This is a genomic window from Nonomuraea sp. NPDC050394 (assembly GCF_044459065.1).
In the GTDB taxonomy this organism is placed as follows: domain Bacteria; phylum Actinomycetota; class Actinomycetes; order Streptosporangiales; family Streptosporangiaceae; genus Nonomuraea.
This window is the reverse complement of the sequence record NZ_JBITIO010000037.1, coordinates 1-24,098: the sequence shown is the minus strand read 5'-3', so window position 1 is coordinate 24,098 and position 24,098 is coordinate 1. Positions and strand designations below refer to the sequence as shown.

30 protein-coding genes and 1 tRNA gene are annotated in these 24,098 nt (G+C 65.9%); 28 read left to right on the top strand and 3 right to left on the bottom strand.

What is annotated here, in order from left to right; translation table 11 throughout:
• Nucleotides 1–831: 831 nt before the first annotated feature.
• On the top strand, nt 832–3,951 hold the full coding sequence (locus ACIBKY_RS55200) for an NACHT domain-containing protein (RefSeq protein WP_397110723.1): 3,120 nt from the start codon (nt 832–834) through the stop codon (nt 3,949–3,951).
• A 230-nt stretch (nt 3,952–4,181) separates the two neighbouring features.
• On the opposite strand, the gene ACIBKY_RS55195 is transcribed toward ACIBKY_RS55200, so the two are convergent.
• Nucleotides 4,182–4,637, bottom strand: a complete 456-nt coding sequence (locus ACIBKY_RS55195; RefSeq protein WP_397110721.1) for an NUDIX hydrolase — start codon at nt 4,635–4,637, stop codon at nt 4,182–4,184.
• Nucleotides 4,638–4,713: 76 nt separating this feature from the next.
• Here ACIBKY_RS55195 and ACIBKY_RS55190 point away from each other — a divergent pair, with 76 nt between their 5' ends.
• From ACIBKY_RS55190 to ACIBKY_RS55090, 21 genes are all read left to right on the top strand, one after another.
• Nucleotides 4,714–5,496: a GntR family transcriptional regulator gene (locus ACIBKY_RS55190; RefSeq protein WP_397110719.1), complete on the top strand. Its 783-nt coding sequence runs from the start codon at nt 4,714–4,716 to the stop codon at nt 5,494–5,496.
• Between the two features lie 338 nt (nt 5,497–5,834).
• The gene (locus tag ACIBKY_RS55185; RefSeq protein ID WP_397110717.1) at nt 5,835–5,993 is read left to right on the top strand and encodes a hypothetical protein; all 159 of its coding nucleotides are present in this window, start codon (nt 5,835–5,837) and stop codon (nt 5,991–5,993) included.
• Nucleotides 5,994–6,185: 192 nt separating this feature from the next.
• Complete coding sequence (locus tag ACIBKY_RS55180; protein ID WP_397110715.1) at nt 6,186–6,362, top strand: hypothetical protein; 177 nt, start codon at nt 6,186–6,188, stop codon at nt 6,360–6,362.
• A complete protein-coding gene (locus ACIBKY_RS55175; protein WP_397110714.1) occupies nt 6,362–6,739 on the top strand; it encodes a hypothetical protein in 378 nt (125 codons plus the stop codon). Before ACIBKY_RS55180 ends, ACIBKY_RS55175 begins: the two co-directional genes overlap by 1 nt.
• Before the next feature lie 100 nt (nt 6,740–6,839).
• On the top strand, nt 6,840–7,214 hold the full coding sequence (locus ACIBKY_RS55170; RefSeq protein ID WP_397110712.1) for a WhiB family transcriptional regulator: 375 nt from the start codon (nt 6,840–6,842) through the stop codon (nt 7,212–7,214).
• Entirely contained in the window at nt 7,214–7,513 is a 300-nt protein-coding gene (locus tag ACIBKY_RS55165; RefSeq protein WP_397110710.1) for a hypothetical protein, read from the top strand. The genes ACIBKY_RS55170 and ACIBKY_RS55165 overlap by 1 nt, the downstream gene beginning before the upstream one ends.
• Nucleotides 7,510–7,689 carry a hypothetical protein gene (locus ACIBKY_RS55160; protein WP_397110708.1) on the top strand — a complete coding sequence of 60 codons (180 nt, stop codon included), beginning with the start codon at nt 7,510–7,512 and terminating at the stop codon, nt 7,687–7,689. The genes ACIBKY_RS55165 and ACIBKY_RS55160 overlap by 4 nt, the downstream gene beginning before the upstream one ends.
• Before the next feature lie 8 nt (nt 7,690–7,697).
• The gene (locus ACIBKY_RS55155; RefSeq protein ID WP_397110706.1) at nt 7,698–8,093 is read left to right on the top strand and encodes an RRQRL motif-containing zinc-binding protein; all 396 of its coding nucleotides are present in this window, start codon (nt 7,698–7,700) and stop codon (nt 8,091–8,093) included.
• Complete coding sequence (locus ACIBKY_RS55150; protein ID WP_397110704.1) at nt 8,090–8,338, top strand: hypothetical protein; 249 nt, start codon at nt 8,090–8,092, stop codon at nt 8,336–8,338. The genes ACIBKY_RS55155 and ACIBKY_RS55150 overlap by 4 nt, the downstream gene beginning before the upstream one ends.
• Complete coding sequence (locus ACIBKY_RS55145; protein WP_397110702.1) at nt 8,335–9,312, top strand: hypothetical protein; 978 nt, start codon at nt 8,335–8,337, stop codon at nt 9,310–9,312. Before ACIBKY_RS55150 ends, ACIBKY_RS55145 begins: the two co-directional genes overlap by 4 nt.
• A complete protein-coding gene (locus tag ACIBKY_RS55140; RefSeq protein WP_397110700.1) occupies nt 9,309–9,683 on the top strand; it encodes a hypothetical protein in 375 nt (124 codons plus the stop codon). Before ACIBKY_RS55145 ends, ACIBKY_RS55140 begins: the two co-directional genes overlap by 4 nt.
• Nucleotides 9,680–10,132: a hypothetical protein gene (locus tag ACIBKY_RS55135; RefSeq protein WP_397110698.1), complete on the top strand. Its 453-nt coding sequence runs from the start codon at nt 9,680–9,682 to the stop codon at nt 10,130–10,132. The genes ACIBKY_RS55140 and ACIBKY_RS55135 overlap by 4 nt, the downstream gene beginning before the upstream one ends.
• Complete coding sequence (locus tag ACIBKY_RS55130) at nt 10,132–12,198, top strand: hypothetical protein (protein WP_397110696.1); 2,067 nt, start codon at nt 10,132–10,134, stop codon at nt 12,196–12,198. Before ACIBKY_RS55135 ends, ACIBKY_RS55130 begins: the two co-directional genes overlap by 1 nt.
• A 16-nt stretch (nt 12,199–12,214) precedes the next feature.
• Nucleotides 12,215–12,526 carry a hypothetical protein gene (locus ACIBKY_RS55125; RefSeq protein WP_397110694.1) on the top strand — a complete coding sequence of 104 codons (312 nt, stop codon included), beginning with the start codon at nt 12,215–12,217 and terminating at the stop codon, nt 12,524–12,526.
• A gap of 269 nt (nt 12,527–12,795) precedes the next feature.
• Nucleotides 12,796–13,488: a hypothetical protein gene (locus ACIBKY_RS55120; RefSeq protein ID WP_397110692.1), complete on the top strand. Its 693-nt coding sequence runs from the start codon at nt 12,796–12,798 to the stop codon at nt 13,486–13,488.
• A complete protein-coding gene (locus ACIBKY_RS55115) occupies nt 13,485–13,739 on the top strand; it encodes a hypothetical protein (RefSeq protein WP_397110690.1) in 255 nt (84 codons plus the stop codon). The genes ACIBKY_RS55120 and ACIBKY_RS55115 overlap by 4 nt, the downstream gene beginning before the upstream one ends.
• A gap of 29 nt (nt 13,740–13,768) precedes the next feature.
• Nucleotides 13,769–14,269 carry a single-stranded DNA-binding protein gene (locus ACIBKY_RS55110; RefSeq protein WP_397110688.1) on the top strand — a complete coding sequence of 167 codons (501 nt, stop codon included), beginning with the start codon at nt 13,769–13,771 and terminating at the stop codon, nt 14,267–14,269.
• A gap of 38 nt (nt 14,270–14,307) precedes the next feature.
• Complete coding sequence (locus tag ACIBKY_RS55105; RefSeq protein WP_397110686.1) at nt 14,308–14,931, top strand: hypothetical protein; 624 nt, start codon at nt 14,308–14,310, stop codon at nt 14,929–14,931.
• An 87-nt stretch (nt 14,932–15,018) separates the two neighbouring features.
• Nucleotides 15,019–15,333, top strand: a complete 315-nt coding sequence (locus ACIBKY_RS55100) for a hypothetical protein (protein WP_397110684.1) — start codon at nt 15,019–15,021, stop codon at nt 15,331–15,333.
• Nucleotides 15,330–15,989, top strand: a complete 660-nt coding sequence (locus tag ACIBKY_RS55095) for a DNA cytosine methyltransferase (protein ID WP_397110682.1) — start codon at nt 15,330–15,332, stop codon at nt 15,987–15,989. The genes ACIBKY_RS55100 and ACIBKY_RS55095 overlap by 4 nt, the downstream gene beginning before the upstream one ends.
• Nucleotides 15,990–16,015: 26 nt before the next feature.
• Nucleotides 16,016–16,591 carry a hypothetical protein gene (locus tag ACIBKY_RS55090; protein WP_397110680.1) on the top strand — a complete coding sequence of 192 codons (576 nt, stop codon included), beginning with the start codon at nt 16,016–16,018 and terminating at the stop codon, nt 16,589–16,591.
• Between the two features lie 9 nt (nt 16,592–16,600).
• Here the strand turns inward: ACIBKY_RS55090 and ACIBKY_RS55085 are convergent.
• Nucleotides 16,601–17,496, bottom strand: a protein-coding gene (locus ACIBKY_RS55085) for an IS5 family transposase (protein ID WP_397110725.1) whose coding sequence is annotated in 2 segments (ribosomal slippage) — nt 16,601–17,146 and nt 17,149–17,496 — 894 coding nt in all. Because the reading frame shifts where the segments join, the coding sequence is not laid out codon by codon here.
• A gap of 570 nt (nt 17,497–18,066) precedes the next feature.
• Here ACIBKY_RS55085 and ACIBKY_RS55080 point away from each other — a divergent pair.
• From ACIBKY_RS55080 to ACIBKY_RS55065, 4 genes are all read left to right on the top strand, one after another.
• On the top strand, nt 18,067–19,002 hold the full coding sequence (locus tag ACIBKY_RS55080; protein WP_397110678.1) for a bifunctional DNA primase/polymerase: 936 nt from the start codon (nt 18,067–18,069) through the stop codon (nt 19,000–19,002).
• Entirely contained in the window at nt 18,999–20,153 is a 1,155-nt protein-coding gene (locus tag ACIBKY_RS55075; RefSeq protein ID WP_397110676.1) for a DUF3631 domain-containing protein, read from the top strand. The genes ACIBKY_RS55080 and ACIBKY_RS55075 overlap by 4 nt, the downstream gene beginning before the upstream one ends.
• Nucleotides 20,154–20,340: 187 nt before the next feature.
• Nucleotides 20,341–20,541 (top strand): helix-turn-helix transcriptional regulator, encoded by a 201-nt coding sequence (locus ACIBKY_RS55070; RefSeq protein WP_397110674.1) that lies wholly within the window; start codon nt 20,341–20,343, stop codon nt 20,539–20,541.
• Nucleotides 20,541–21,989, top strand: coding sequence for a tyrosine-type recombinase/integrase (locus tag ACIBKY_RS55065; RefSeq protein WP_397110672.1), 1,449 nt, complete (start codon nt 20,541–20,543; stop codon nt 21,987–21,989). The genes ACIBKY_RS55070 and ACIBKY_RS55065 overlap by 1 nt, the downstream gene beginning before the upstream one ends.
• 52 nt (nt 21,990–22,041) lie before the next feature.
• Here ACIBKY_RS55065 and ACIBKY_RS55060 read toward each other — a convergent pair.
• A tRNA-Arg gene (locus ACIBKY_RS55060) sits at nt 22,042–22,117 on the bottom strand.
• A gap of 136 nt (nt 22,118–22,253) precedes the next feature.
• Here ACIBKY_RS55060 and ACIBKY_RS55055 point away from each other — a divergent pair.
• Complete coding sequence (locus ACIBKY_RS55055; protein ID WP_397110670.1) at nt 22,254–23,381, top strand: sensor histidine kinase; 1,128 nt, start codon at nt 22,254–22,256, stop codon at nt 23,379–23,381.
• Nucleotides 23,378–24,010, top strand: coding sequence for a response regulator (locus tag ACIBKY_RS55050; protein ID WP_397110668.1), 633 nt, complete (start codon nt 23,378–23,380; stop codon nt 24,008–24,010). The genes ACIBKY_RS55055 and ACIBKY_RS55050 overlap by 4 nt, the downstream gene beginning before the upstream one ends.
• Nucleotides 24,011–24,098: the final 88 nt, after the last annotated feature.

Below are 24,098 nucleotides of genomic sequence, written 5' to 3'. Positions count from 1 at the left end.
GCGCTGCTGCCCGCATCGAGCTACCGCGATCGTGCAGGCCATCCTCGTACTTCAGACTGCTGAAGATGGCCGCTGATCAAGATGGAAAAGGCTCAATGGAGCTAGCGATCCGTCCGGGAAAGCATTGGGAACTGACTATGACATCGGGCTCAGCTCGGGCGATGGTACTTGAGCGGCTCACACCGCCGGCGTTACGTCCACGGACGTGACCACAGGAGGTCCGCGCAACAGCCAGATGAGCCCCTCGGGAAGTACTGTTCACCCGCGGGGATACTCACAGAGCCCGCCGTCGTGCGGCTCGCGCAGCGGTAGAACCAAAGCGACCAGGAAGCTCGTCCGCTTGATGGGCAGGGGGTGGCACCGCTCTAGCGACCTGGCGAAGGTCCCCATGTGGCGTGCTGGGCTCCCTGGGAGGTGGGAGGCGACATCGTCGATCGTCGTCTGTCAGCAAGCCTTGCGCTGGCCCGCCCGCAGGTTGCCGGGGAAGCTGAGGAGCGATCTATCTTGCATGTTGCGAGTCAGGCGAGCACCGGAACACAAGATGGATGCACAACGCCACAGGAAGCATGCTTCTGGCCTGCGCGCCCTTCGATGCCTTCCCCTACGTGGCAAGGGAACGGGTAGTCGGCGACCATGAATCTCGAACACTCGGACGGGTACTGGAAGGGTGGTAGCCGACCGGTCCGAGTGTCGGGATGCAATACGGACGAGGGAATGTGGCGTGACGATATTAAAGAGTTGCCTGAACCGACTCTCCGCCAAGATCAAGAATGTATGATTGCACCATAAGATCCGATAACTGGTGACCAGTTCTTTCGAAGGTTCAGGGCAATGCAGAATCAGGCCCAAGATCCGAAGGTTCCATGGCTACCCAGGGTAGCGTGGCTAACAGCCACGCTTGCTCCCGTGGTCGCCAGCGTCAATGATGTCGTCCGCTCATTCGCTGTTAAGCATCCGGTCTTAGCAGTATGCGCAGCCCTTCTATACTGGCTTGGCTTGCTGGTCCTAAAGTTCATTCTGCCTATTGCGGGGCGACTGGCCGAAAGATGGCAAGAACGTGCCACTTCCAGACTCGACCGAGCGTATGTCCGGACAGTCTCGGGTTTTGGTCGAAACTATCGAGCGCACCTACTCTCGGCTCTGCGCTACATAGACCAGAAAGGGCTACCCACTGTCGGCTTCTATACCCCAGAACTCGATGACGTTTTCATCGATGTCAGCCTGACATACCGACCAGCCCATCAGATTCCTGGCGATACATTGTCGGACGCTTACGTCGAAGCAATCGAAAGACACTCAATAGCCGAACTAATTAACCAAAAAGCGCCAGCACTATTGGCAATCATCGGTGCACCGGGAAGCGGGAAGACGACTCTACTTCGACATATCGCTCGAGACATTTGCAAACACCCTCGGCGCATACCAAGGAAGATTCCAATTCTTCTATACCTTCGCGATCATATCGAGTCCATCACTTCACTCCCCGAGAAAGAGCTGTCTGTACTAGCCATTGAATCTCTCGGTCGATTCGGGAAAGACGAGCCTGAAGGCTGGTTCAGGGGCAAACAGGAAGAAGGTAAATGTGTAATTCTTCTAGATGGCCTAGATGAGGTGGCAAGCGACGAGTCCCGGCGTCTAATATCGTCCTGGCTAGAGCGACAAGTAAGCCAATTTCCTAGGAACGACTTCATTGTAACCTCGAGACCACATGGATATCGAACGGCACCAATCAACGGTGCTACCCTGCTCCAGGCCCGTCGCTTCGACGATACACAAGTCGTGAGATTCATCACCGGCTGGTATATCGCGATTGAGAGAATTAGTACCGGAGCGGATAACCCTGCCGTGCAAATGCGGGCGCAAGAAGGTGCCGAGGATCTTCTTAAGCGACTTCGGTCTATGCCAGCGCTGTATGAGCTGACGGCTAACCCTCTCTTGCTCACCATGATTGCAAACGTTCACCGATTTCGTGGAGCATTGCCAGCAAGTCGGCATGATTTGTATCGCGATATCTGTGAAGTAATTCTTTGGCGCCGTCAAGAGGCCAAGAATATCGCGCTACAATTTCCAGGCGATAGCGTAGAGGGAGCCCTACGCGCCCTTGCATACGAGATGATGGTCGGTAGAGTTAGAGACTTGCCCGCCACGAGAATCTCCGCAGTGCTGCGTCCGCTGCTGGCGCGCTTTTCCGGGCTCGTACACATTGCGGATTTCGTCGAGAAGATTACTTCATGCGGCATCCTGATTGAGCGAGAAAAAGATCTCTATTCCTTTGCGCATCAAACTTTCCAGGAATATCTTGCTGCAGTTTACATTCACGACAAAGGAATTGCCCATGTTCTCATAGAGACAGTAAACGACACTTGGTGGCGAGAAACTACGCTTCTGTATGCTGCACGCAATGATGCGGATTCAATCGTACGAGCGTGCCTACAAGCCGGGACTGCCCCCGCACTCACATTGGCCTTTGACTGTAGCGAGCAGACCGCTGAACTCGATCCGGCCCTTCGTGGAGAGCTAGATGCGTTGTTGGACCGTGTCTTCAGAGGTGAGGCCTCTCCCGAAATCCGTCATCTCGTAGCCCGAGTCTTTGTCGCCAGAAGACTCCAGGGCACAGTGCAGCTAGAATCCGGTTCCCATATTTGTGTTCAGCCCATTTCGAGGGCCATGTACCAGATCTTCACTACCGAGGTGGCCGATACCCGTAGCACTCGACAGCCCGACTATCCTGCTTCCGGTGCAGACATGAATAGTCCTGTCCTAGGCATTAGGGCCGAGGATGCCCTTTTATTTGTGGCATGGATAAACAGGCTATCCATGGAGAGAACCTACCGCCTTCCAACGGTCGACGAGGTGCTAAACGTCTCTGCACGTGAAATAGTCGGTCTCCTTCCGCATCGAGTATGGCTCGAACCTGGAGAGAATAGCCCGATGCTATTCGTTAATGGAAGAGCTCTTGAAGTAAACATAACTACTGGGCGAGTCCTTCTAGATCGCCTGCAAGCCGACATCTCCGAGAGTATGGAATGGCATTTCCTCGCATTCTTGGCGAGGACTGCAGCCACTGTTGGTGCGGTGGACAAGAACTTGCGAACGGTTGTAGTTCATCATTTTCGTCGCTACGCCAATCTGAAGTATGCATTCGACAGGGTTCTAAAATTTGCAAATCTGCTGACACTAGAATCGAGTAAGGTCATCGCGCCGTACGAGCGTACGCTGGGTGTCATGCTTAGAGATGGATCTGGTGGGGGCCATCTCGGCTCAAAGCTTCCATTCATAGGAAAGACTTTTAATTCAGATCCATATGAAGCTATAAAGCTAAATCATGATCGCGTTGCCGACTTGGTAAAGGGGTTGACATCTAGCGCTCCTCCATTCGCAGGAGAAAACTCGAGGCCCGCGGCCGGCGAGGGTTCGCATGTAGCTGTATTGGGCTCGGATGACGAGTTCGGAATGAACTACTCGTTGTCGCAGATCGTGGGTGGTGCCTACAGCGAGATTATGAAGCGTGCCTGGGAGCGAGCACGTCGCAGCAAAATACGCGATCGGGTAGGCATCTATCTAAATTGCATCCAGGAGGAAATAGTCAAACAAGTTAGATTTGAGGGTGATCTTCGCTTTCCATTGCCCGAAGAAATGGTGCGAATGCTGCACCTGATTTCAGATACTCGCCTAGGGTGGGATGAGGCTGGTCGATGGGTGAGGGAGACGCTTGATCATTTCATTCCCAAGGTTGAAAGCATACTCCTGCGCCACGTTCAGCTAGATGGTCGGCTTGCGCGAGAGATTCGCCTAACTGCAACCCTGCTATTCCTCGAGTCGAAATTCGTCAAGGTTCCCTCCGAGATGTCGCATGTCTTTCTGCAGGTGGCAGGTGCCATAACTCAACTGGAGGACCGGCTATGCTCCGGAGAGCCGCCGGATGAGGCAATTGTTCTTTCATTGGACTAGCTAAGGCCCGGATTGGTGGTGTGTGGTCGTTCTCTCGGGTGTATGTACGAGATTCGAATTCTGGCTTCCACTGCAAAGATGGATCCGCTGTGACTCACAGCAGCGTGGGCTTCGCCCGGGTCATGGCAATCTCCCGGAGTTAGGACCCGCCAAACGCTATAACTCTCTGGCGAACTCGTGACCCGGCAGGGCGAGATGCTGGGCTTCCTGCTATGGCACCGCCAAAGATCTCATCTGCTCTGCGATCGAGCGTCAGGATGGATGAGATTTACGCCGTCGTGCTGTCGAACAGCTGCTCTCTGCACTTCGGTCATCGCATCCAGGACCCTCACTGCGAAGGCTTCAACAACCAGATCTCTGACCTTTTCTGCGGACGCCCATTGAAAAGCGCGTGACTCGTCATTCGCCGAGAGCGTCCCGCCAACAGCGTGACAGCGAAAAACGAGTGCGATGATTCCCCGCGCCATATTCTTGTACACACCGGTCAAAGCTTCCGGCTCGATCTCCAGACCCGTTTCTTCACGGACCTCCCGCCGCAACCCGCTCTCTACGTCTTCGTTCAACTCAAGGACGCCTCCCGGCGCCTCCCAGTGACCGTTGTCTCGCCGCTGAACCAGCAATGCACGTTGCTGATCATCCACGATGACGCCAGCGACGCTTACCGAGTGACGCGGCTCGCCATCCATCAGAACCCCTCGCCTCTGGACATAGTTAGACTCCAAGCTAGTACATGTATGTACGAGTGGAGGAGTTGGTTCACCGATGGCTCTCACCCTGCCCGGCCTGGATCCCGTTACCGACCGCCCTGTGTTCAAGCAGATTGCCGACCACCTGCGCGACGCCATCGAGCGGGGTTCGCTACAGCCTGGCGAGAAGGTCCCGTCGGAAGCGAAGCTCATGGGGCATTACAGCGTTGCCCGCATGACGATCAGGAACGCGCTTCAGATCCTCCAGGCCGAAGGGCTGACCGTTGCAGAACACGGCCGAGGCGTGTTCGTACGCTCGCGGCCTCCGGTTCGGCGTCTGGCATCCGACCGGTTCGCTCGGCGCCACCGCGAGCAAGGCAAGGCTGCGTTCATCGTGGAGACCGAAGGCGCCGGCGGCAAACCAGGTGTTGACTCCATTCAAATCTCCGAAGCTGATCCACCAGCGGAGATTGCTGCATGTCTCGGCCTGAGGGAGGGCGAGAGGGTTCTTATTCGCTCCCGCCGCTATCTGATCAACGATCACCCAGTAGAGACCGCTGTTTCCTACATCCCAGCTGCGATCGCGAGGGGCACACGCATCGCCGAGCCGGACACGGGGCCTGGGGGGATCTACGCGCGGTTGGAGGAGATAGGGCATCGGCTTGATCACTTCGATGAGGAGGTCAAGGCGCGAATGCCTACGCGTGAAGAGGCAAAGGCCCTTCGGCTGGCTCCTGGAACGCCTGTCTTTCGCCTGGTTCGCACGGCGTATGCGGAGGGCGGAACTGCAGTAGAGGTGTGCGACACAGTGATGTCCACGGATGCCTACGTGCTGTCCTACCAACTTCCTGCCCGCTAGCCCTTGACTCCTCTAGACGAGTTTGAGATACATGAAACGCAACTCCTCTAGTTGAGTAGACGGCTAGGTGAGTTGAATCTTTCTTGCACGGCTCTACGCCCTCCGATGGGCGACGCATCAGCGTTCCAACGGGCTGTCGCACGTGGATCTTGAGAACTCAAAAGTGGATCAGATCAAGGGCAGCCGCCTCCCTGAAAAGGCGGTCGGCGCAGCAACGGTCTGCGCACAGGTTGCCCATCTCCCTGCACTCCTTCGTGCCTGGGAGCGCTCGGCACCCGGTCACGCCAACGCACTGATCACAAGGCCCTGTTCTGCCCACGCACCCCTGGGAGTTCCTGATGCTGTCCATTCGTCTGGTGGGCGCCCCCGCCGAGGTCGCCGACGCCGTGCTGACCCTGCGTGAGACGTTCTCCATCACTGCGATCAAGGGCCTGTGCTCTGCGGTTCCTCAGCAGTCCAGTGTCCGTGTCTACGTCGAGGTAGACCCCGCCACCTGATCCAGGTTTGCGATGCCCGGCCAGCAGACACCCGGTGTGCGAGTCCCGGCCGGGCACGACGGGATGCCTTCACGACGTACCCCGATCGCGAGAAGGAACCACGTCCGTTCCACGCCGTTCGCCGGCTATGGCGCGCCCGACCCGACCAAGAGCAGAGCGCGCCGCCGGCTCCACGAACAGGAGACCCCCAGCATGGCACTGACCCCGCACGACAAGGCTTACGACAAGGCCCAGGCGCGGCTGGCGCAGGATGCCGCGTGCCGCTATCAGCAGCCGGACTGGGGCACCGAGGACCCGCACACCCGCGACGCCTACGACCGCCAACTGGCAGAGACGATGCCCGTGCGCGGACGTAAGAACCGCCGCTGATGGCTGTCCCGCGGATTCCCGCCCTGCAGCGCAGGCAGCACCAGGCGCGTGTGGATGCCCTCACCGGCCTACGTGACCAGCTCATCGCCCTGGGTCACCCCGCGGGCATCCGCATCGATCTGGCCGGCGACTCTCTGGAGATCGTCGAGTCGATGGAGTACGGGGAGACAGCCCGCCTGATCGTCTGGTTCGGCCACGGCGTTGCGCTCTACATCGACAGCCTCAACGCACCCGGCCGCTACATGATCGACCAGCGGTACGAAACCCTGCGCGGTGTCACGACCGTCACCAGCGCCGGTAGGGATGCCGACGCGCTGCGTATCTACCGGCGGTTCCTGGCCCGCTACGGCCTGCCCGAGCGCGACAGCCTCGGCTGAAGCTCGGAACCGGACTCTGTTCATCCATCCGCCGGGGGCGGCCCCCATCCGCCAAGACACGAGCCGCCCCCTGCGACTCCCGCAAAGGAGCTCCACCATCATGTCCTACGACCTGACCGCGCCTGCGAGACAGGCGCGGACGCCGGCGCGCGATCGTGGCGCGCTGGCCTTGCTGGCCGCGCTGACCGAGGCCGGCGCGCCGCGCCACCTGGTCGACTCGGCCGCGTGCACCGCCGACCCGGAGTTGCACACCGGCCCCGACACGTTCGACGAAGAGCCCGCCGAGGAGCGGGCGGCGCGTGAGCAGGTGGCGCGCGAGGTGTGCGCTGAGTGCCCGGTGCAGGTTTCGTGCCTGTTCCACGCCCTGGACGCCCGCCCCGAGACGGGCGTGTGGGCGGGCCTGACGGCTTCCGAGATCGCCGCCGTGACCCGTCCCGAGGTCGCTCACAACCTGTCGCCGCTGGAGGTGGCGTAATGCCGCACGCGACAACTTCCCCGAGCCACGCCACCGCGGTTCCGTACGCGAGCCGCGTCAACGCCGGCGTCAGCATTCACCACCCGCGCGCCGGCGAGATGCGCCTGAGGCCGAGCACCGACCACGACGCGCTGTTCCTGACGCTGTCGGACGGCCACGTGTGGTTCTGCCTCGGCATGGCCGGCACCGACGTGGCCGCCGAGATCGCCGCGATGGAGCGCTTGTCCGCGCTGGCCGCCGAGGCCGCCGACCACCTCCGTACCCTGCACACGGCGACGAACGAGAGGGCGGCACGATGACCTCTCGCCCGACCTGCCGCATCACCTTCGTGCCCGACGATGACGACCGGGCGGAGATGGATTGCGTACGTACCGGCTTTCACGGCCCGTTCCACGCCACCGCCACCGAGACGTTCACCCGTGTGCCCGGCGGCGCGCTGGTCGCGCCCAAACCGGCGACGCGCGAGGGTGGGTGAACAGGGGCATGTCGCGTATCCGTGCCCGTTTCTGGGATCCGACCGGCGCCCGGTACGGCCTGCCGTCCTACCCGTGGCGGATGGCGCCGCCGCATCTGCTGACCCTGCGCCAGCTGGCCGCCCGCGGGTTGCGTCCCGGTGGTCAGGGTGTGCAGGCGCTGCTGCAGTGGGCCTCGCGCCGCTACCGCGGCCGCGGCGGTGTGCGCGCTGCCTACCTGTACGACATCCGGTTCGCGTTGCCCAAGCGCGCCCCCACCATTCGGCAGCTTGGCGCGCTGGCCAAGGCCAACGCCGCCCGCCGGACCTGCCCCGAGTGCTCGCGTGACGTCGGCTATGTGCTGTCGCGTCGCCTGGGCGTCTGCAACGACTGCGCCGAACGGCGCGAGATGGAGCATGCCGCATGACCACCCCGACCCCCACCCACGCCCCTGCGCCCGCCACCGCCCAGGCGGCCGACACCGTGAGCGTGTTCGTCCTGATCACCGTCCAGAACCACGGACAGATCGCCACCACCGGCCACACCCTGACCATCGCCTCGGGCACCACCCACGCCGACCTGGCCGCCCACGTGACGGCCACCTGCATCGCCGAGGACATGCGCGGCGGGGTGGTCTTGCACTACTCGGTGCACCCGGCGGTGATCACATGAGCACACTCGTGGCCATCCCCGCCCCCGACCCCGATGACGGCATCGCCCGCGAGTTGGCCGAGCTGGAACGCCAGTTCCAGCCGCCGGCGCCTGTCGAGGCCGCGGACGCCGTACCGGCCGGCCTCGGCGACACCCGGAAGGTGCGGCGGCTGCGCCGCAAGGTCGCCGAGGCGCACGTGCTGGCCAGCCTGCACGACGACGACACGCCCCTGCTGCTCGACACGGCTCGGGTACGGCGTCGCCGCCGCGCCGCCCACCAAGCAGCGCGACTGCACGAACTCAGCCAGGACCCCGCCGCTCTGGCCTACCGCGACCAGAAGGTGCGCCGCACAGTGAGCGTGATGGTGATGGCCGCGGCCGGCATCGCGCTGGCCGTCTCCAGCATCGGCGTGCAGACGTCCGTGGTCGCCGCGCTCAACCTGGCCAGGAATGGCGCGGCCTGGTGGGCGGCCTACCTGGTCGAACCTGCCCTGTCACTGCCGCTGCTGGCCACGGTCGCGGTGCAGGCGTATGCGGCAATGCGCGGCCAAGTGATCGACCGGCGCAGCGAGCAAGGCCGCAAGATGTTCCGCACGGAAGCCCTCCTGCTTGGGCTCACGCTGGTGTTGAACTGCTGGCCCGCGCTGGCCGGCGGGTTTGATCTGCTGTCGCTGATCGTGCACAGCCTGGGACCCATCGCCGCGGTGACCGCGATCTGGGTGCTGCCCGCGCTGTGGTCGGCGCTGGCCGCCCTGCCCATGCCCCCCGCGGTCCCTACTGCGGGGGCTACTGCCGCGAAGTACAGCGCCAACGCCCACCCGGTAGGAGGGGTGGAAACGCGTGCGGTGGACGTGCACCGCGAGCGGGCACGCGCGCTGATCGCCGCGGGGAAGCTCCCGGCGCAGCCGTCTGCGAGCGCGATCCGCACCGCGCTGCACTGCGGCACCGACATCGCCACCATGCTGCGTGACGAACTGGCAAGAGGCGCCCGATGACCGGCCCCAACCCCACCGTGTACGTGATCACCGACGCGTCCTCACCGCACACGACCAACTCGGCCGCGCCCGTCTCGACCCTCGCGCGGCGGCTGCGGCTGTGCCGACGTGCCATGCTCGCGCTGGCCGTGCTGCTGGTGGCGCGCTGGCTGCTGGCGGAGGCGTTCGACGGCTGGCGCTGGCTGATCGGCCCCCTGCTGCTGGCCTGGACGTGCTGGCCGCACCTGAGGTGGCTGCGCCATGTCGTCGTGCTGCTGGCCGGCGCGCTGGATGCGCTGGCCACCGCCTATCTGGCCATGCCCCGGCTGGCCTACCTCCTGCAGCGTTTCACCCAGATCGTGCGGGACACCCGCCGAGAGGAGAACCCGTGAGCAACGACCCCAGTGCCGCAGCGCCCGGCCCGTCGTCTGGTACCTCGTCAGGCCCCCGGACGTCTGGCAGGCCCGGCCGCAACCGCATCCCGGAACTGTCGGCGATCCCCTGGGCCGGCCCTTCGGCGATCACCCGGTATGCGCAGGTAGGCCGCAACCTCACCCGCGACATGGCCGAAGAGTTCGCTACCGGCTCCGATGAGCTGTATGCGGTGCTGATCCGCAGCTTCAAGGGCCACCCGGTGCTGAGCCTGTTCGGCGCCCCGGACGTGCGCCGCCGCGCCAGACGCGTGGTCAAGCGGCTCAAGCGCGCCGCCGAACTACAGAAGGGCGCCGGCGTTGAGCTGGTGAAGTTCCACGCCCAGTTCCGCAAGGAATTCGTGGACGTGCTGCCGCAGGCCAAGCCGGAGAAGCGGCGCGCCGAGTTCAACTGGAATGAGGGCATGTGATGGCCCGCCACGCAACCACCACCCCACCGCACGCGGTGCTGCCCGCAGTCCCGGAATCGTCGTCTTCGTGGGAACAGGTGGCCACCCGCGAGGTGTCCAAGGCGCTGCTGTACCTGCCGCCCTGGCTGATCGGCTTCCTGCTGTTCGGCCTCGGCTTCGTCTTCCACGTCACGCTGCGCAGCGACGACCCGCAGACCATCGCCTGGACCACCGCCGCCATCATCACCTGTGTCCTGGTGCTGACCGCGCTCACCTGGCGCCAGTCCCACGCCCGCAGCGTCACCGGCCGCGCGCACACGACGCTGACGACGCTGGCCGGCGGGCTGTGGGTGTGCGCGGCCACCATCAACGGCCCCGCCACCACCGTCACCGGCCGGCTGATCCTGATCGGTGGGGTGGCGTTCGCGCTGTCGTTCAACATCCGCACCGTCATTCGCGCCAAGCAGATCGACGTCAACGGCATGGTCGGCGATCCGCTGAGTTTTCTGTTCAACCGCGGCGCGGACAAGGCTGGCATGCCCGCGGTGCAGGCGCGCACGATTCAGGCGACCGCGCACAAGGTGACCGGCGAAGTGCAGCTGTCGGAGGGCCGGCAGATCGCCGATGACCTGCAAAAGAAGGTCCCCTACATCGAATCCGGGATCGGCCTGCCGCCCGGTTCGATCACCACCGCTGTCGATCCGGATGACGCGAGCAAGGCCAAGGTGATCATCTCTGATGCGCGGGTGATGAAACAGCCGATCGCCTGGCCCGGCCCCTCCCGCGTCGGCACGTCGATCGCCGCGCCGATCCGGCCAGGGCTGTGGCAGGACCTGGACGAGGTCGAATATGTCATCGTCGGCCACCACGTGCAGGTGATGGGCAAGACCGGCGCCGGCAAGTCCGTCGGCGGCGCCTGGAACATGCTCGCCGAGATCGTCACCCGCTCCGACGCCGCGGTGTTCGCCATCGACATCACCAAGGGAGAGCAGACCCTCGGCCCACTCAAGGCCGCCCTGCACCGGCTGGAGACCAGCAAGGAAGGCGCCCGCACGCTCCTCGGCGAGATGTTCGAGAAGATCAAGCCGCGCACCGACCTGCTCGCCGCCAAGGGGCTGCAGAAGTGGGTCGAAGGCTGCGGGCTCACCTACTGGGTGCTGTGGCTGGAGGAGTTCCCCGACATCTACGACGCCCTCTCCGACAAGCAGCAGGAACAGTTCCTGTCGCTGATCAAGGCCATCCGCTCCGCCGGCGGCACCGTCGTGCTGTCGCTGCAGCGCTCGGACTGGACGCAGATGCCGACCATCGCCCGCGGCCAGCTCGCCAAGATGTGCTTCGGCGTTGACTCCAGCGCCGATGCCAGTTTCGGGCTGTCCGAGGCGCAGGAGGAAGCCGGATGCCGACCCGAGCTGTGGAGCAACAAGCAGCCCGGCATGGCCTACCTCGACGCCCCATCCATCCCCGAGGACCGAATCGCCATGCCCATGCGCACCTACGCCTGGGGACTCACCGCCGGCGGCGCGTTCGACGATGAGCGCGCCAACGCCCAGATGCGCGCCCACGCCGCTGCCTTCCCCGCCATCCACAAGGACATCGACCCGATGACCGCCACCCTGGCGCGGCTGTCGGCCGAAGCGCTCGCCGCTCCCGCGCCCCTGCCCACCCTCGACACCCCACCCACCCCCAACCCCGACCACGATCACGACGCTGAGGAAGACGACGACGTCCGTGACGTGGCCGCCGAATACCTGGCCACCGACGACCCCGACCCCGAGGTCGCTGCCGGCATCGATGACGAGATCGAGGACTTCCCAGACGGGGAACCGCCGCTGACCTTCGCCCCGCCCGAGCAGACGATGACGCCCGAGCAGCGCGGCGCCGTACTCATGGACCGCCTGCACGAACTGTGGGACAGCGGCGCCCGCGACGTCGGCACCGGCGACTTCAAGCCACTGTGGGAAACCACCGACATCTCCCGCGCCTGGTTCCAAAAGCAGATGAAGCGCCTGTCCGAGGCAGGCATCATCGGCGCCTACGACGACGACCGCAACCGCTACCTCATGCCCACCCGCCCCGAACTGCCCTAGACAGACAGGACAGCGCATGCCGCAAGTCCGCATCATGGGCGACGACCCCGACCACGTCGAACAGGTCACCACCCTCCTGCTGGTCCTGATCGACGTCTCACCCGCCCTCACCGCCGGCGACCCCACCCGGCTGCGCCACCGCAGCGGCGGGGGACGCATCGTCTTCGACGTCAACACCACCTCCGCCACAGGCAGGCGCACCGCCGCGGCGCGGCCCGAACGGGTCCGCGCCGAACGCCTCGACAACCAGCCCGCCACCCGGCCACGCCGCACACCCCGCCGGCGCGAACTCCCCCCGCCTGACGGGCACCGCTTCCTGGCCTCATGATCCCGTGGCCCCTCGCAGGGGGCCACGGTAGGGGGCTGGGGGAGGGATATACAGCTCAACCGCAGGGCCACACCGCGTGGCCCCCCACCGTGGCCCCCTCGTGGCCCTGGCCGTGGCCCCAGCGTGGCCCCCGCGCTGAACGGCTGTGGCCCCCGTCGTGGCCCCCCACTTCCAAGATCAAAAACTTTCGCGGGTGCAGCCCACGCGCAGCCGTGCGCGCGAGCCTGCCCGCGACTCCTCCACCCGCCCCTGTCCGGAAGGGACCGACCGTGAGCCCGCTCAAACTCAGCCCGCCCCGATGGCGCATCCTGCGCCTGCTCGGCACCAACCACGCCAGCGCCACCCGCGCCGGCCTACGCGCCACCTACATCCGCGACCTGTGCGCCGCCACGCCCGCCGACCTTGCCGCCCTGGCCGACCTCGGCTATCTCACCGGACGCCTGCACGGCACCAGCGACGCCCCCGGCGCGGAGATCGTGCTCGCCATCGCCGCCGATCGCAACCTGCGCATCCACTCCACCCCCGCCGGCAAGAGCACTGCCGCCATCCTGGAAGCGGCCTACCGCGCTCTCAACCACCTGCACGTGTACGGCGCCTACGGCGGCGCCCTGCCTGTGGCCGTACTCCACCACGACGCCGGCGTCGGCCTCGACACCCTCACCCAGCTCCAGCGGCACGGCCACGTGAACACCACGCCCGGAGGGTTCCTGTCCTGGCGCAGCGGCGGCCACACCCACCTGTACGGGCCACCGTTCAACGCCGGCCCGTACGACAGCGACCCCTGCGCCACCTGCGGCACCCCACCCACCATCGGCGCACGCATCTGGGCAGACGGCTACCGGGACGCCTACTGCGACCGGTGCGCCCGCCACCACGCCGGCTCCTCACCCACCTCGCTGGTCACCCTCACCAGACTCGGCACCGGCTACGTCGGACGCCCTACCCCTCAGGAGCTGTCATGAGCGGCGCCTCCATCTTCGACGTGCTCGCCATCCTCGCCGCCACCGTGACCGTCGTGGCCCTTCTGGTGACCGTGCTGATCATCGGCTACCGCTACAGCCTCAAACGCCACCCCTACATCGACTGCCCACGCTGCCAGGGCACCGGCGAACGGCGTAGCCGCCTGTTCGCCCACTCCTACGGTCACTGCCCCGACTGCACCGGCACCGGCCGCAAAGTCCGCCTCGGCGCCCGCCTGCTCAACGTCCGCTAACCCCCTGAAGGCAGGAAGGAACCCGGCTCATGTCCGGCGAGACCACCATCACCATCATCGGCAACCTGACCGGCGACCCTGAAATGCACTACACCCAGAGCGGCGCCGGCGTGGCCAGCTTCACCATCGCCTCCAGCGCCCGCGCCTACAACAAGCAGCTCGAACAGTGGGAAGACGGCGAGGCCCTGTTCCTGCGCTGCAGTGCCTGGCGCGACCTCGGCGACCACGTCGCCGAGTCCCTGACCCGCGGCACCCGCGTCATCGCCCACGGACGCCTGCGCATGCGCACCTACGAAACCAGCGAAGGCGACAAGCGCACCGTCACCGAGATGACCGTGGACGAGATCGGCCCCTCTCTCAAGTTCGCCACCGCCAAACCACAGAAGGCCGCCCGCGGCGCCAGCAACGGCCAGAGCGGCGGCGCCGACAACCCGTTCGCCCACCCCGCTGACGACCCGTGGGCCTCCAGCGCGCCCGCCGGAAAGCAGAACCGCGGCGACGCCGGGAACGGCGACGAGCCCCCGTTCTAACCGCCCATCGGCCCGTCTCGACCCGAAGGAGAACCGTGATGACCACCCTGCACGAGCTCATCGGCCACGAGTCGCCGCATCCCCTCGCCGCCGCGCTGGCCGCCTACCGCACCGAGCAGAAGCGACGCGCCGACTACGAGCACGCCATCGTCGCCGCCCACGCGCGCACCCTGTGCGATCTTCTCGACCGACTCAACCTGGCGCCCCTGCGCGGTATCAGCAGCACCGGCCTCGACACCGTCACCGCGCTGATCGCCGAACTGACCCCCGACCAGCACGAGAGCGGCCTGGAGTTCGCCCGGCGCGTCTGGCTCCAGCTCACCGCCGGCCACCTGCGCATCCTGACCGGCAACAGCGACACCCCGCTCTACCTCGCCCGCCTCGCCGCAGACTTCGGCCTCGAATGGCGCGACCTGCTCACCGATGCCGACCTGCTCGCCCACATCGGCCAGGCCATCGCCGAAGACCCCCACGAGGACCCGATCCGACCCAGGCCGCTTACGCACTATGAACGCGCGAGTGCGTTCCTGAACCTCACCCCAGACTCCCGGCCTGGCACCGGTATGTCCCTGGATGCCACCGAGGACTGCGATGCGCTCACTACCTTGACCTACGCCGTCCTGGCGGTCGCCGACCAGATCGCCACCAGTCAGAGCGCCTGATGCGCCGACGTGTGCGGCCTCGGCGACAAGCCGCCAAGCACCCCGCGGCGCCCCCACTCCAACCACACAGAGGAAGGCGCTACCAGCATGACAGCCACCCGCCCCCTCAACCAGCTCCCTGCACCCGCCGCTGCGGCCACCGACCGGCCCAGCGAGGGACCGGTATTCCTCACCTACCACGGCGAGCCCTACCAGCTCTGGCACGACCGCATCGTCCTGGACTGGACGACCCGTACCGGCTGCAAACACCAGCACTGGGGCGGAGGACCGCGCCGCCCCTGCCGCTTCTGCCACCACCTGTGCTGGCTCATCGACATGCACAGCCGGCCCGTCCACAAGGTGTGCCTGGAACAGGCCATCACCACCACCCTGCTCAGCCGGCTCGAAAAGCAGGCCGCATGAGCACCCAGACAGCCCCGGCCCGCGAACAGCTCACCGCAGGGTCGCTGTGCTCCGGATACGGCGGGCTCGACCTGGCCGTCTCCGCCGTTCTCGACACCCGGCCGCAGTGGGTGGCCGACAATGACCCCGACGCCTCCCGCGTGCTCGCCGCACGCTTCCCCAGCGTGCCCAACCTCGGCGACCTCACCGCGCTCGACTGGGCCGACGTCGCGCCCGTGGACGTGCTGACCGCCGGCTTCCCCTGCCAGGACCTGTCCTACGCCGGACACGGCGCGGGCATCAAGGAAGGAACCCGCAGTGGTCTCTGGCACACCATCGCCGACGCCGTCGATACGCTACGACCCCGCCTGCTCGTGCTGGAAAACGTGCGGGCCATCGTTACTCGGCGACCTGGTCTTGACGTCGTCCTCGCTGACCTTGCCCGCCTCGGGCTCGATGCGAACTGGACGTGTCTACCCGCATCCCAGGTCGGCGCAGCCCACCAGCGATGGCGCTGGTTCTGCCTCGCCTGGCCTGCTGCCGACTCCTCGCGCATCGGAACGGGAGAACCGGCAGACCAAGCGAACCCCATCTCAACACGCGGGCAAGCACGGACTCTGCCTAGGGCGTGTCCTATGGATCTTCGGATTGCTTCGGAGCAGAACAGGATGAGGTGACGGGGCATCCGCGGTAGAAGAAAAGGATGAGTGATGATGGAGCGCCGCCCGCGCGGGAGTACCAGGAGTATCTGGACCCCGTTCTGCAGCAACACCCCGTTATGCGGCGACAGTCGGAGCTGGAGCCGGACATGACTCAGCTGTCACGCTGGGGTGACGATCACCCCGACCTCCTCGGAGGCATCTGGTGGGACAACATCGCCGCGCCAGAGGACATGAAGATGTGTCTCGGTATCGTCGGTGACGTCGCTGCGGTGGCCGCGCAGGTCCGTCGCTTGCTCGCCCATCCTGAACACCTCAACGTGATCGCGCAGCGCTACACCCGGCGGGAACTGCGGCGCCTGCAGGAGACCATCAGCGACGACGAGGAGTCTCGCTGGCAAGCACTCTGGGATTCCGGGGAATGCGCTTCCGGGGAGGAGTTCTTGCGCCGTTTCCGCGAGGGTCCTCTGATCGTTCAGGTCGGCGTCAAACAGGAGATCAACAAGGTTGGGTTGGGCGTCAGTCCACGCGACCGCGCCTTTGCCGCCGCACTCATCGACCGGTACGGGACAGATCGCGTCCACGTCTATTGGGACAGGCTGGATGTGGTGTGGTTTTAGGGCGGTGGATCATTGGATCGGGTCGCGGAGCCAGATCCTGATCGAGGCAACGTCGATGGTGCCTTGGTAGATCCGCTCGCGTTTGTCGGTGCGCAGGGCTACGGCCCGGTGGCCCCTCAGCTTGTTGACGCATCGCTCGGCGGTGTTGCGTTCCTTGTACCGCTCGGCATCGAAGCCGGGCGGTCGTCCACCCCTGCGACCTTGCTTGAGACGGTTGGCTTGCTGGTCCCTCTTGATCGGAATGACCGCCTTGATGCCGCGTCGGCGCAGGTAGGCGCGGTTACCCCGCGAGGAGTAGGCCTTATCGGCCAGCACCCGCCCAGGACGCTTACGCGGACGGCCCAGGCCGCGACGCACGATCCGTACCCGTTCCAGCACTCGCCGGAAGTACGGGCTGTCCCCGTGCTGGCCAGGACTGACCATCGTCTGGATCGGACGGCAACGCCGGTCGGCGACCAGGTGAATCTTGGTGCTGAACCCGCCCCGTGAGCGGCCCAGGGCCTCGCGTCCCTTGATCGGTTTGTGATCTACGGCATCCCCTTTACCGGGAAGTCGGCCGGCGGCGCGTGACGGGCTCCAGCGGCGTGCTGGTGGGCGCGTACCACGGTGGAATCCACACTCACCGTCCAGTCCGCTCCCTCGGCCGCATCGCAGCCGGCCCGTAACCCGTCCAGGAGCTTTCCCCAGGTACCGTCCATCGACCAGCGACGATGCCGGTTATAGACCGTCTTCCAGTTCCCATAGCAGGACGGCAGATCACGCCATGTGATGTTGGTCCGCGTCCGGAAGAATACCCCGTTGATCACCGTCCGGTGATCGGCCCAACGACCGCCCTGGCGCGGGTTGACCGGCAGCAGCGGCGCCAGTCGTTCCCACTCCTCATCCGTCAGATCATGACGCTTCAGACGCTCCTCATCCACACGGATGATCTACACCAAACCAGCATCAAAGATCCATGGGACACGCCCTAGCTGCAGAGGTTTGCGAGCTGCTACCCACTCCCACCGCGAGCTCCTATGGCAACAACCAGAGCGCCAGCCCTGGCGCAACGGTGCGCCCCTCCCTGAATCACCTGGCCTCCAGCGGAGCCCTACTGCCAACCCCGACTGCAGCCGACAGCGAGCGGACGAGTACCAGCTACGTCAGGGGCAACCCCACACTGACCGGTGCCGTGACTTCAGCTGGGGGCCATATGGTGCCGCCATCACGCAATGGGAGGCAGTATTCGGCCACCCGGCACCCTGGCCAACTGAGCCTGGACGGCATGACCGACCTCGGCTGAGCCCCCGATTCCCGGAATGGCTCATGGGCCTGCCCTCCGGATGGGTCACCGACGTGCCTGGCATCTCCCGCAACGGCCAACTCCGCATCCTCGGCAACGGCGTCCTCCCCCTCCAAGGCTCCGCCGCCGTAGCCGACCTGCTACCCGACCACCTCCGGCCATACGCCAGACACCATCGCGAAGGGACCGCCGCATGAGCCCACACCCGCCGCGACCGCTGGCCGCCGCCCTGGCCGCCGCCGCCCGTGGCTGGCCCGTCTTCCCTCTCGCCATCGGCGACAAAGCGCCCCCCGAACGGTTCACCGCCTGGGAACAGCGCGCCACTCGCGACCCCGGCCGTATCCGCGCGTGGTGGCGGCGCGCCCCGTTCAACGTCGGCATCGCCACCGGCCCCGCCGGCCTGGTCGTCATCGACCTCGACATCCCCAAACCCGGCCAGCAGCCGCCCCCGGAATGGGACCTGCCCGGCATCAGCGACGGCGCCGACGTCTTCGCGCTGATCTGCCAGCGCGAAGGTATCCCGCTGGAGTGGGAAACTTTCCAGGTCAGAACCCGCCGCGGCGGTACCCACCTGTACTACACCGCCCCGCCCGGCACCCGCCTGCCCAGCACCAACGGCAGTCTCGGATGGCTGATCGACACCCGCGCCTGGGGCGGCTACGTCGTGGCACCCAGCAGCGTCGTCACCCTGCCCGATGGCGCCGGCACCTACACCGTCCTGCACCGTAGCGCGCCCGCCCCGCTACCCCCCTCCCTGTTCAAGCTGCTCAAACCGACCCCGATACCGCCGAAGAAGCCCGTCCACGTCCCCATCCCCGACAGCCGCCATTCCACCTACCTGCGCGCCGCCCTGGAACACGAACTCACCCACCTGGCCACCGCCCAACCCGGCCAGCGCAACCGCACCCTCTTCGGCACCGCCGCCGCCCTCGGCGAACTCATCGCCGGCGGCGCCCTCCCCCAACAGCCGGTCAAAGAACGGCTTGAACAGGGAGGAGTGGCCCTCGGACTCACCCTCGCCGAAGCCGCGCGAACCGTCGCGTCCGGGTTCCGGCACGGCGCCCGCCGCCCCCGCCGCCTCACCGTCAGCCGCACGACCCGCACGCCTACATCAGGGAGAGCCACATGAACCACCCACCCGATGGCGCCGCCCTGCTCGACCAGCTCCGCGACGCGCTCACCCGCTACGTGATCCTGCCCTCGCCCGAGGTCGCCGACGCGGTCACCCTGTGGATCGCCACCAGCCACGCCCAGCCCGCCATGGCCCACGCGCCGCGCCTGGTCATCCGCGGCCCCGAAAAGCGCTGCGGCAAGTCCCGGCTGCTCGACGTAGTTGAGGCGACCTGCCATAACCCCTTCATCACCGTGAATTCGTCGTCGCCGGCCGTCTACCGTTCCATCGGCGCCGACCCGCCCACCATCCTGGTCGATGAAGCAGACACCATCTTCGGCCCCAAAGCAGATGGCAACGAAGACCTCCGCGGCCTGCTGAACGCCGGCCACCAACGCAACCGGCCCGCCAAACGCTACGACGCCGCCCGCAACCAGGTCGAATCCATTCCGACCTTCGCCATGGCCGCCCTGGCCGGTATCGGCCAGATGCCCGACACCATCGAAGACCGCGCCATCGTCGTACGCATGCGCCGCCGCGCCCCCGGCGAGAAAGCCGCCCCCTACCGCATCCGCCGCGACCGCCCCGCACTACGCGAACTGGCCACCGCCCTCAACCAATGGCTCCGAGCCGACCTCACCAGCTTGGAGGAAGCCGAACCCGCCATGCCCGTCGAAGACCGCGCCGCCGACACCTGGGAACCCCTGGTCATCATCGCCGACCACGCCGGCGCCAGCTGGCCAGACCGCGCCCGCGCCGCAGCCCTCGCCCTCACCGCCGAAGCCGACGACAACGGCACACCCTCCGCCGGACTACGCCTGCTCACCGACTGCCGCGCTGCCTTCAGCACAGACACCGCCCTGGCGACCGCCACCCTGCTCGACCGTCTCAAAACCAACCCCGAATCAGGGTGGGCCGACTACGGACCCGCCGGCCTGACCGCCATGAAACTCGGCGCCCTGCTACGCGAGTACGACATCCGATCATGCAACATCCGCTTCACCAACGGACAAGCCAAGGGCTACCAACGCGCCGAATTCCTCGACGCCTGGGCACGCTACTGCCCCGCGATCGAACCCGTCCCACCGGCCGACGTGCTCCCCTTCGAGGGGGGTACCCGTCCCAGCCGTCCCAGCCTCATCACCCCAGCTCAAAGCGGGACGGCTTGAAATCGTGGGACGGCTCAAGCCGTCCCACCCAAAAAGCCGTCCCAGGGCTGACCAGCCAAAACGAGGCTGGGACGGCTGGGACGGCTACCCCCTCAAAACGCGCCAACAAGCCCCGGCGACAAGCCGCCAAGCACCCCGCCGAGGCCACCACCCCTCACGCCCGATCGCAGCGCGGAAGGACTCCTCAATGCCCGCCAAGCACAACTCCGAGGACGTCAAACTCACGATCGACTTCATCCTGAAAGACCTCGACATCACCCGGAGCACCTTCTACGAGTGGCGTACGAAGGGACGTGCCCCCGCGTGCTTCCGACTGCCGAACGGGCAACTACGCATCTACCAGTCCGAGTACCGGCGCTGGCTGGCCAATCTGGAGGTGGCCGCCTGATGACGACCACCACCCACAACGTCCGCGTCTACAAGATCGAGAAACGGAAGAACCCAGCCGGCAAGGTCACCTCCTACCGCGTCCTGTGGCAAACCGCTGGTCAGCTGTGGAAGCGACCCTTTCCGAGGGAAGCCCAAGCGGACGCCTTTCGCAGCAAACTCGTCACCGCCGCCCGCAACGGCGAACCGTTCAGCCTCGCCACCGGCGAGCCGACCTCGTGGGCACGGACAAACCGCCCCGATATGGGCTGGTACGAATTCGCCTGCAAGTTCGTGGACATGAAATGGACCGACGCCTCCGCCAAGCACCGCGCCGGGATCGCCTACGCGCTCACGATGGCCACCTCCGGCATGCTCGACACCACCGCATGGCCTTACGAGGCAATGGACGTGCGAACCGCGCTTCGTCTCTGGGGCTTCAACACCAAGGAACGCCCAAAGTGCACAGAGAGAACGCGTGAGATCCTCGGGTGGGTCGAAAGACATTCCCTGCGCGTGTCGGCCCTCTCCACACCGGCAACCGCCCGCGCATTGCTCAACGCCGCGACAAGCCGCTTGGACGGCAAGCGCGTGGCCGCCAGCTCGAACAGGCGACACCGCGTCATCCTGTCCAACGCCATGGCCTACGCCGTGGAACTCAAGCTGCTGGACAAGAACCCGATCCCCGGCCTCAAGTGGAAGGTCATCAAAACGGCCACACAGGTTGACCGCCGCTCCGTCGTCAACCCCGGCCAAGCAAGATCCCTGCTGGCCGCTGTCGAGAGGCAGAAACCGAGCGGCCGGCTTCTCATGCCGTTCTTCGCCACGCTCTACTTCGCGGGATTGCGGCCGGAAGAAGCCGTCAGCCTGGGAGAGAAAGACATGACCCTCCCCGACGCGGCCGACACCTGGGGAGAGTTCTACCTGACCGGCGCGACACCCGACGCCGGCAGGCAATGGACCGACACCGGCGAACAGCGGGACACCCGCGGCCTCAAGCACCGCGCCGAGGGCGAGAATCGACCGGTCCCCTGTCCGCCCGAACTGGTGACCATCCTGCGCACGCACCTCAAGGAGAACGGCACAGGCCCCGGTGGGCGCGTGTTCCACGGAGTACAGGGCGACGTGCTGGCCACGAGCACCATCAACCGGATCTGGGACAAGGCGCGGAAGGACGCCTTGACGGCCGAGGAGTACGCCACGCCGCTGGCCAAACGCCCGTACGACCTCCGGCACGCCTGCCTCTCAACGTGGCTCAACGCCGGCGTCTCACCGAAGCAGGTGGCCGATTGGGCGGGCAACAGCGTGGAAGTCCTGCACAGGACCTACGAGAAGTGCCTCGTGGGCCATGACGAGATCGCCATGCGCCGAATCGCCGAGGTCCTCGGCTCTTCCCCGCGGGAAGGCATTGGGAAGGATCAACCAGAGACGCTGGGTCACAGTCGGACACAGCCGGACCGTGAGACTTGATCGCAGACATGCAAAAGCCCTGGTCATCGTGGTGATGATCAGGGCTTTCGTGTGGTGCGGCCGGAGGTACTCGAAACCCCAACCTTCTGATCCGTAGTCAGATGCTCTATCCATTGAGCTACGGCCGCTTGCTTCGTAAGAAAGCATAGCGGACCCCGTGGGGTGCCTCGAACCAGATAGCCGATGCGGATACATCGAAGTGTGTATCCACAGGTTGGCCGGGCGAAGGAGGGAAGGGGCGGCCGAGGGTGATGAGATGGGGCAATGAAGCGTGCGGCACTTGGGGCGGTCCTGGCCTTTGCCATGGGCGCGGCGCTGATCGCGGGTGGTGCGCACTTCGTCCGGGGGCCGACGTGGCTGTTGTTCGTGCCGCTGGCCTTCGTGTGTGCCGGGGTCGTGGTGCGGACGCGGGCGCCGATCTGGTCGCTGGCGCTCGGCCTCGTCGGGGTGGGGATCGACATCGTGGTCGGGCCTTCGCTGGGGACCGTGCTGGTGTTCACCGACAACCTGTACTCGGCCGCGCTCTACGGGCCCGCGCGCCTGGCGCGCTGGCTGCTGGGCATCACGGCGACCATCGCCATCACTGCCGGGCTGGGTGCGGGGTTCTTCGTCGACAACCTTTGGCAGCTGGTGGTGATCTCGATCCAGCTCGGGCTGCTGCTGGTCATCCCGGTGACGACGGCCATGGTGCTGCGGCAGCAGCGGGATCTGGCGGCGGCCGAGCGGGCCAGGGCCGAAGAGGTGGTGCGGCTGGTCGAGCTGGATCGGCAGGCGGCGATCTCGGCCGAGCGCAACCGGATGGCGCGCGAGCTGCACGACATGATCGCCAACCATTTCAGCGCGATCGCGATCCAGTCCACGGCGGCGTTGTCGCGCCGGGATCTCGACGCGGAGACGATCCACACGATCATGGAGTCCGTCCGGGAGAACAGCGTGAAGGGCCTGGACGAGATGCGCACCATGATCGGGCTCCTCCGGCAGGAAGGAGAGGAGACCGAGGCGATGCGGTTGCGGCTGGCCGACGCGGAGAGCCTGGTCGAGCGGTCGCGGCAGGCGGGCATGCCGGCCGAGCTGGAGATCGTCGGGGAGCCTCGGGAGTTGCCCGCTTCGGTGGATCTGGCGGGGTACCGGATTCTTCAGGAAGCGCTGACGAACGCCCTCAAGCATGGTGATCAGCCGACTTCTGTGCGCGTTGTCTATCAGGCGAAGCATGTGGTGTTGACCGTCGACAATCCGGTCAACGGGCGGAAGGCGCGGCTGCCGGGGGCCGGGGCCGGAATGGTGGGGATGTCCGAGCGTGCCGCGCTGGTGGGTGGGGAGATCGAGGCGGGTCCGCGTGCCGACGGATGGCGCGTACAGGTGAGACTGCCCACGGCGGAGGAGGCTGGATGAGCAGCGGCATCAGGGTGCTGGTGGCCGACGATCACGCGGCCGTCCGGGCGGGGATCGTGCTGATCCTCGGCGGCACCGACGACATCGAGGTGGTCGGTCAGGCGGCCGACGGTGTGGAGGCCGTGGAGATGGCGCGGGAGCTGCGGCCGGACGTGGTGCTGATGGATGTGCGCATGCCGCGGATGGACGGGATCTCCGCGGCCCGCGAACTGGCCGGGGTCAGTGACGTGCTGATCCTGACCACGTTCGACCTCGACGAGTATGTCTTCGGGGCGTTGCGGGCGGGCGCGGTGGGATTTCTGCTGAAGAACACCGACGCCGACGCGCTGGTGGCCGCGGTGCGGCTGGTCGCGAGGGGTGACGGGCTGATCTCGCCGTCGGTGACGCGCAGGTTGATCTCCGCGTTCGCCCAGCAGCCGGAACGGCGGACGCCCCAGGAACTGGAGAGCCTGACGCCACGCGAGCGGGAGGTGCTGGCCTGCGTGGCGCGCGGTCTGTCCAACGCCGAGATCGCCAAGGAGCTCGACATGGCGGAGGCGACCACGAAGACCCATGTCAGCCGGGTGCTCAACAAGCTGGGGCTGCGCAGCCGCGTACAGGCGGCGATCTACTATTCGGAAGGCGCCTAGATCGTTGATGTGAAATTCGCTGATCGTGTGCGGGCATGGCGAAGGGCGTCCAAGATCGGTTTGTGAAGACTGAGCTGGACGCCCTTCT

Bases quoted from the DNA above. Each gene is read 5' to 3' on its own strand.
- ACIBKY_RS55200 (WP_397110723.1), top strand. From the start codon at position 832: ATGCAGAATCAGGCCCAAGATCCGAAGGTTCCATGGCTACCCAGGGTA.
- ACIBKY_RS55195 (WP_397110721.1), bottom strand. From the start codon at position 4,637: ATGGATGGCGAGCCGCGTCACTCGGTAAGCGTCGCTGGCGTCATCGTG.
- ACIBKY_RS55190 (WP_397110719.1), top strand. From the start codon at position 4,714: ATGGCTCTCACCCTGCCCGGCCTGGATCCCGTTACCGACCGCCCTGTG.
- ACIBKY_RS55185 (WP_397110717.1), top strand. From the start codon at position 5,835: ATGCTGTCCATTCGTCTGGTGGGCGCCCCCGCCGAGGTCGCCGACGCC.
- ACIBKY_RS55180 (WP_397110715.1), top strand. From the start codon at position 6,186: ATGGCACTGACCCCGCACGACAAGGCTTACGACAAGGCCCAGGCGCGG.
- ACIBKY_RS55175 (WP_397110714.1), top strand. From the start codon at position 6,362: ATGGCTGTCCCGCGGATTCCCGCCCTGCAGCGCAGGCAGCACCAGGCG.
- ACIBKY_RS55170 (WP_397110712.1), top strand. From the start codon at position 6,840: ATGTCCTACGACCTGACCGCGCCTGCGAGACAGGCGCGGACGCCGGCG.
- ACIBKY_RS55165 (WP_397110710.1), top strand. From the start codon at position 7,214: ATGCCGCACGCGACAACTTCCCCGAGCCACGCCACCGCGGTTCCGTAC.
- ACIBKY_RS55160 (WP_397110708.1), top strand. From the start codon at position 7,510: ATGACCTCTCGCCCGACCTGCCGCATCACCTTCGTGCCCGACGATGAC.
- ACIBKY_RS55155 (WP_397110706.1), top strand. From the start codon at position 7,698: ATGTCGCGTATCCGTGCCCGTTTCTGGGATCCGACCGGCGCCCGGTAC.
- ACIBKY_RS55150 (WP_397110704.1), top strand. From the start codon at position 8,090: ATGACCACCCCGACCCCCACCCACGCCCCTGCGCCCGCCACCGCCCAG.
- ACIBKY_RS55145 (WP_397110702.1), top strand. From the start codon at position 8,335: ATGAGCACACTCGTGGCCATCCCCGCCCCCGACCCCGATGACGGCATC.
- ACIBKY_RS55140 (WP_397110700.1), top strand. From the start codon at position 9,309: ATGACCGGCCCCAACCCCACCGTGTACGTGATCACCGACGCGTCCTCA.
- ACIBKY_RS55130 (WP_397110696.1), top strand. From the start codon at position 10,132: ATGGCCCGCCACGCAACCACCACCCCACCGCACGCGGTGCTGCCCGCA.
- ACIBKY_RS55125 (WP_397110694.1), top strand. From the start codon at position 12,215: ATGCCGCAAGTCCGCATCATGGGCGACGACCCCGACCACGTCGAACAG.
- ACIBKY_RS55115 (WP_397110690.1), top strand. From the start codon at position 13,485: ATGAGCGGCGCCTCCATCTTCGACGTGCTCGCCATCCTCGCCGCCACC.
- ACIBKY_RS55110 (WP_397110688.1), top strand. From the start codon at position 13,769: ATGTCCGGCGAGACCACCATCACCATCATCGGCAACCTGACCGGCGAC.
- ACIBKY_RS55105 (WP_397110686.1), top strand. From the start codon at position 14,308: ATGACCACCCTGCACGAGCTCATCGGCCACGAGTCGCCGCATCCCCTC.
- ACIBKY_RS55100 (WP_397110684.1), top strand. From the start codon at position 15,019: ATGACAGCCACCCGCCCCCTCAACCAGCTCCCTGCACCCGCCGCTGCG.
- ACIBKY_RS55095 (WP_397110682.1), top strand. From the start codon at position 15,330: ATGAGCACCCAGACAGCCCCGGCCCGCGAACAGCTCACCGCAGGGTCG.
- ACIBKY_RS55090 (WP_397110680.1), top strand. From the start codon at position 16,016: ATGAGTGATGATGGAGCGCCGCCCGCGCGGGAGTACCAGGAGTATCTG.
- ACIBKY_RS55080 (WP_397110678.1), top strand. From the start codon at position 18,067: ATGAGCCCACACCCGCCGCGACCGCTGGCCGCCGCCCTGGCCGCCGCC.
- ACIBKY_RS55075 (WP_397110676.1), top strand. From the start codon at position 18,999: ATGAACCACCCACCCGATGGCGCCGCCCTGCTCGACCAGCTCCGCGAC.
- ACIBKY_RS55070 (WP_397110674.1), top strand. From the start codon at position 20,341: ATGCCCGCCAAGCACAACTCCGAGGACGTCAAACTCACGATCGACTTC.
- ACIBKY_RS55065 (WP_397110672.1), top strand. From the start codon at position 20,541: ATGACGACCACCACCCACAACGTCCGCGTCTACAAGATCGAGAAACGG.
- ACIBKY_RS55055 (WP_397110670.1), top strand. From the start codon at position 22,254: ATGAAGCGTGCGGCACTTGGGGCGGTCCTGGCCTTTGCCATGGGCGCG.
- ACIBKY_RS55050 (WP_397110668.1), top strand. From the start codon at position 23,378: ATGAGCAGCGGCATCAGGGTGCTGGTGGCCGACGATCACGCGGCCGTC.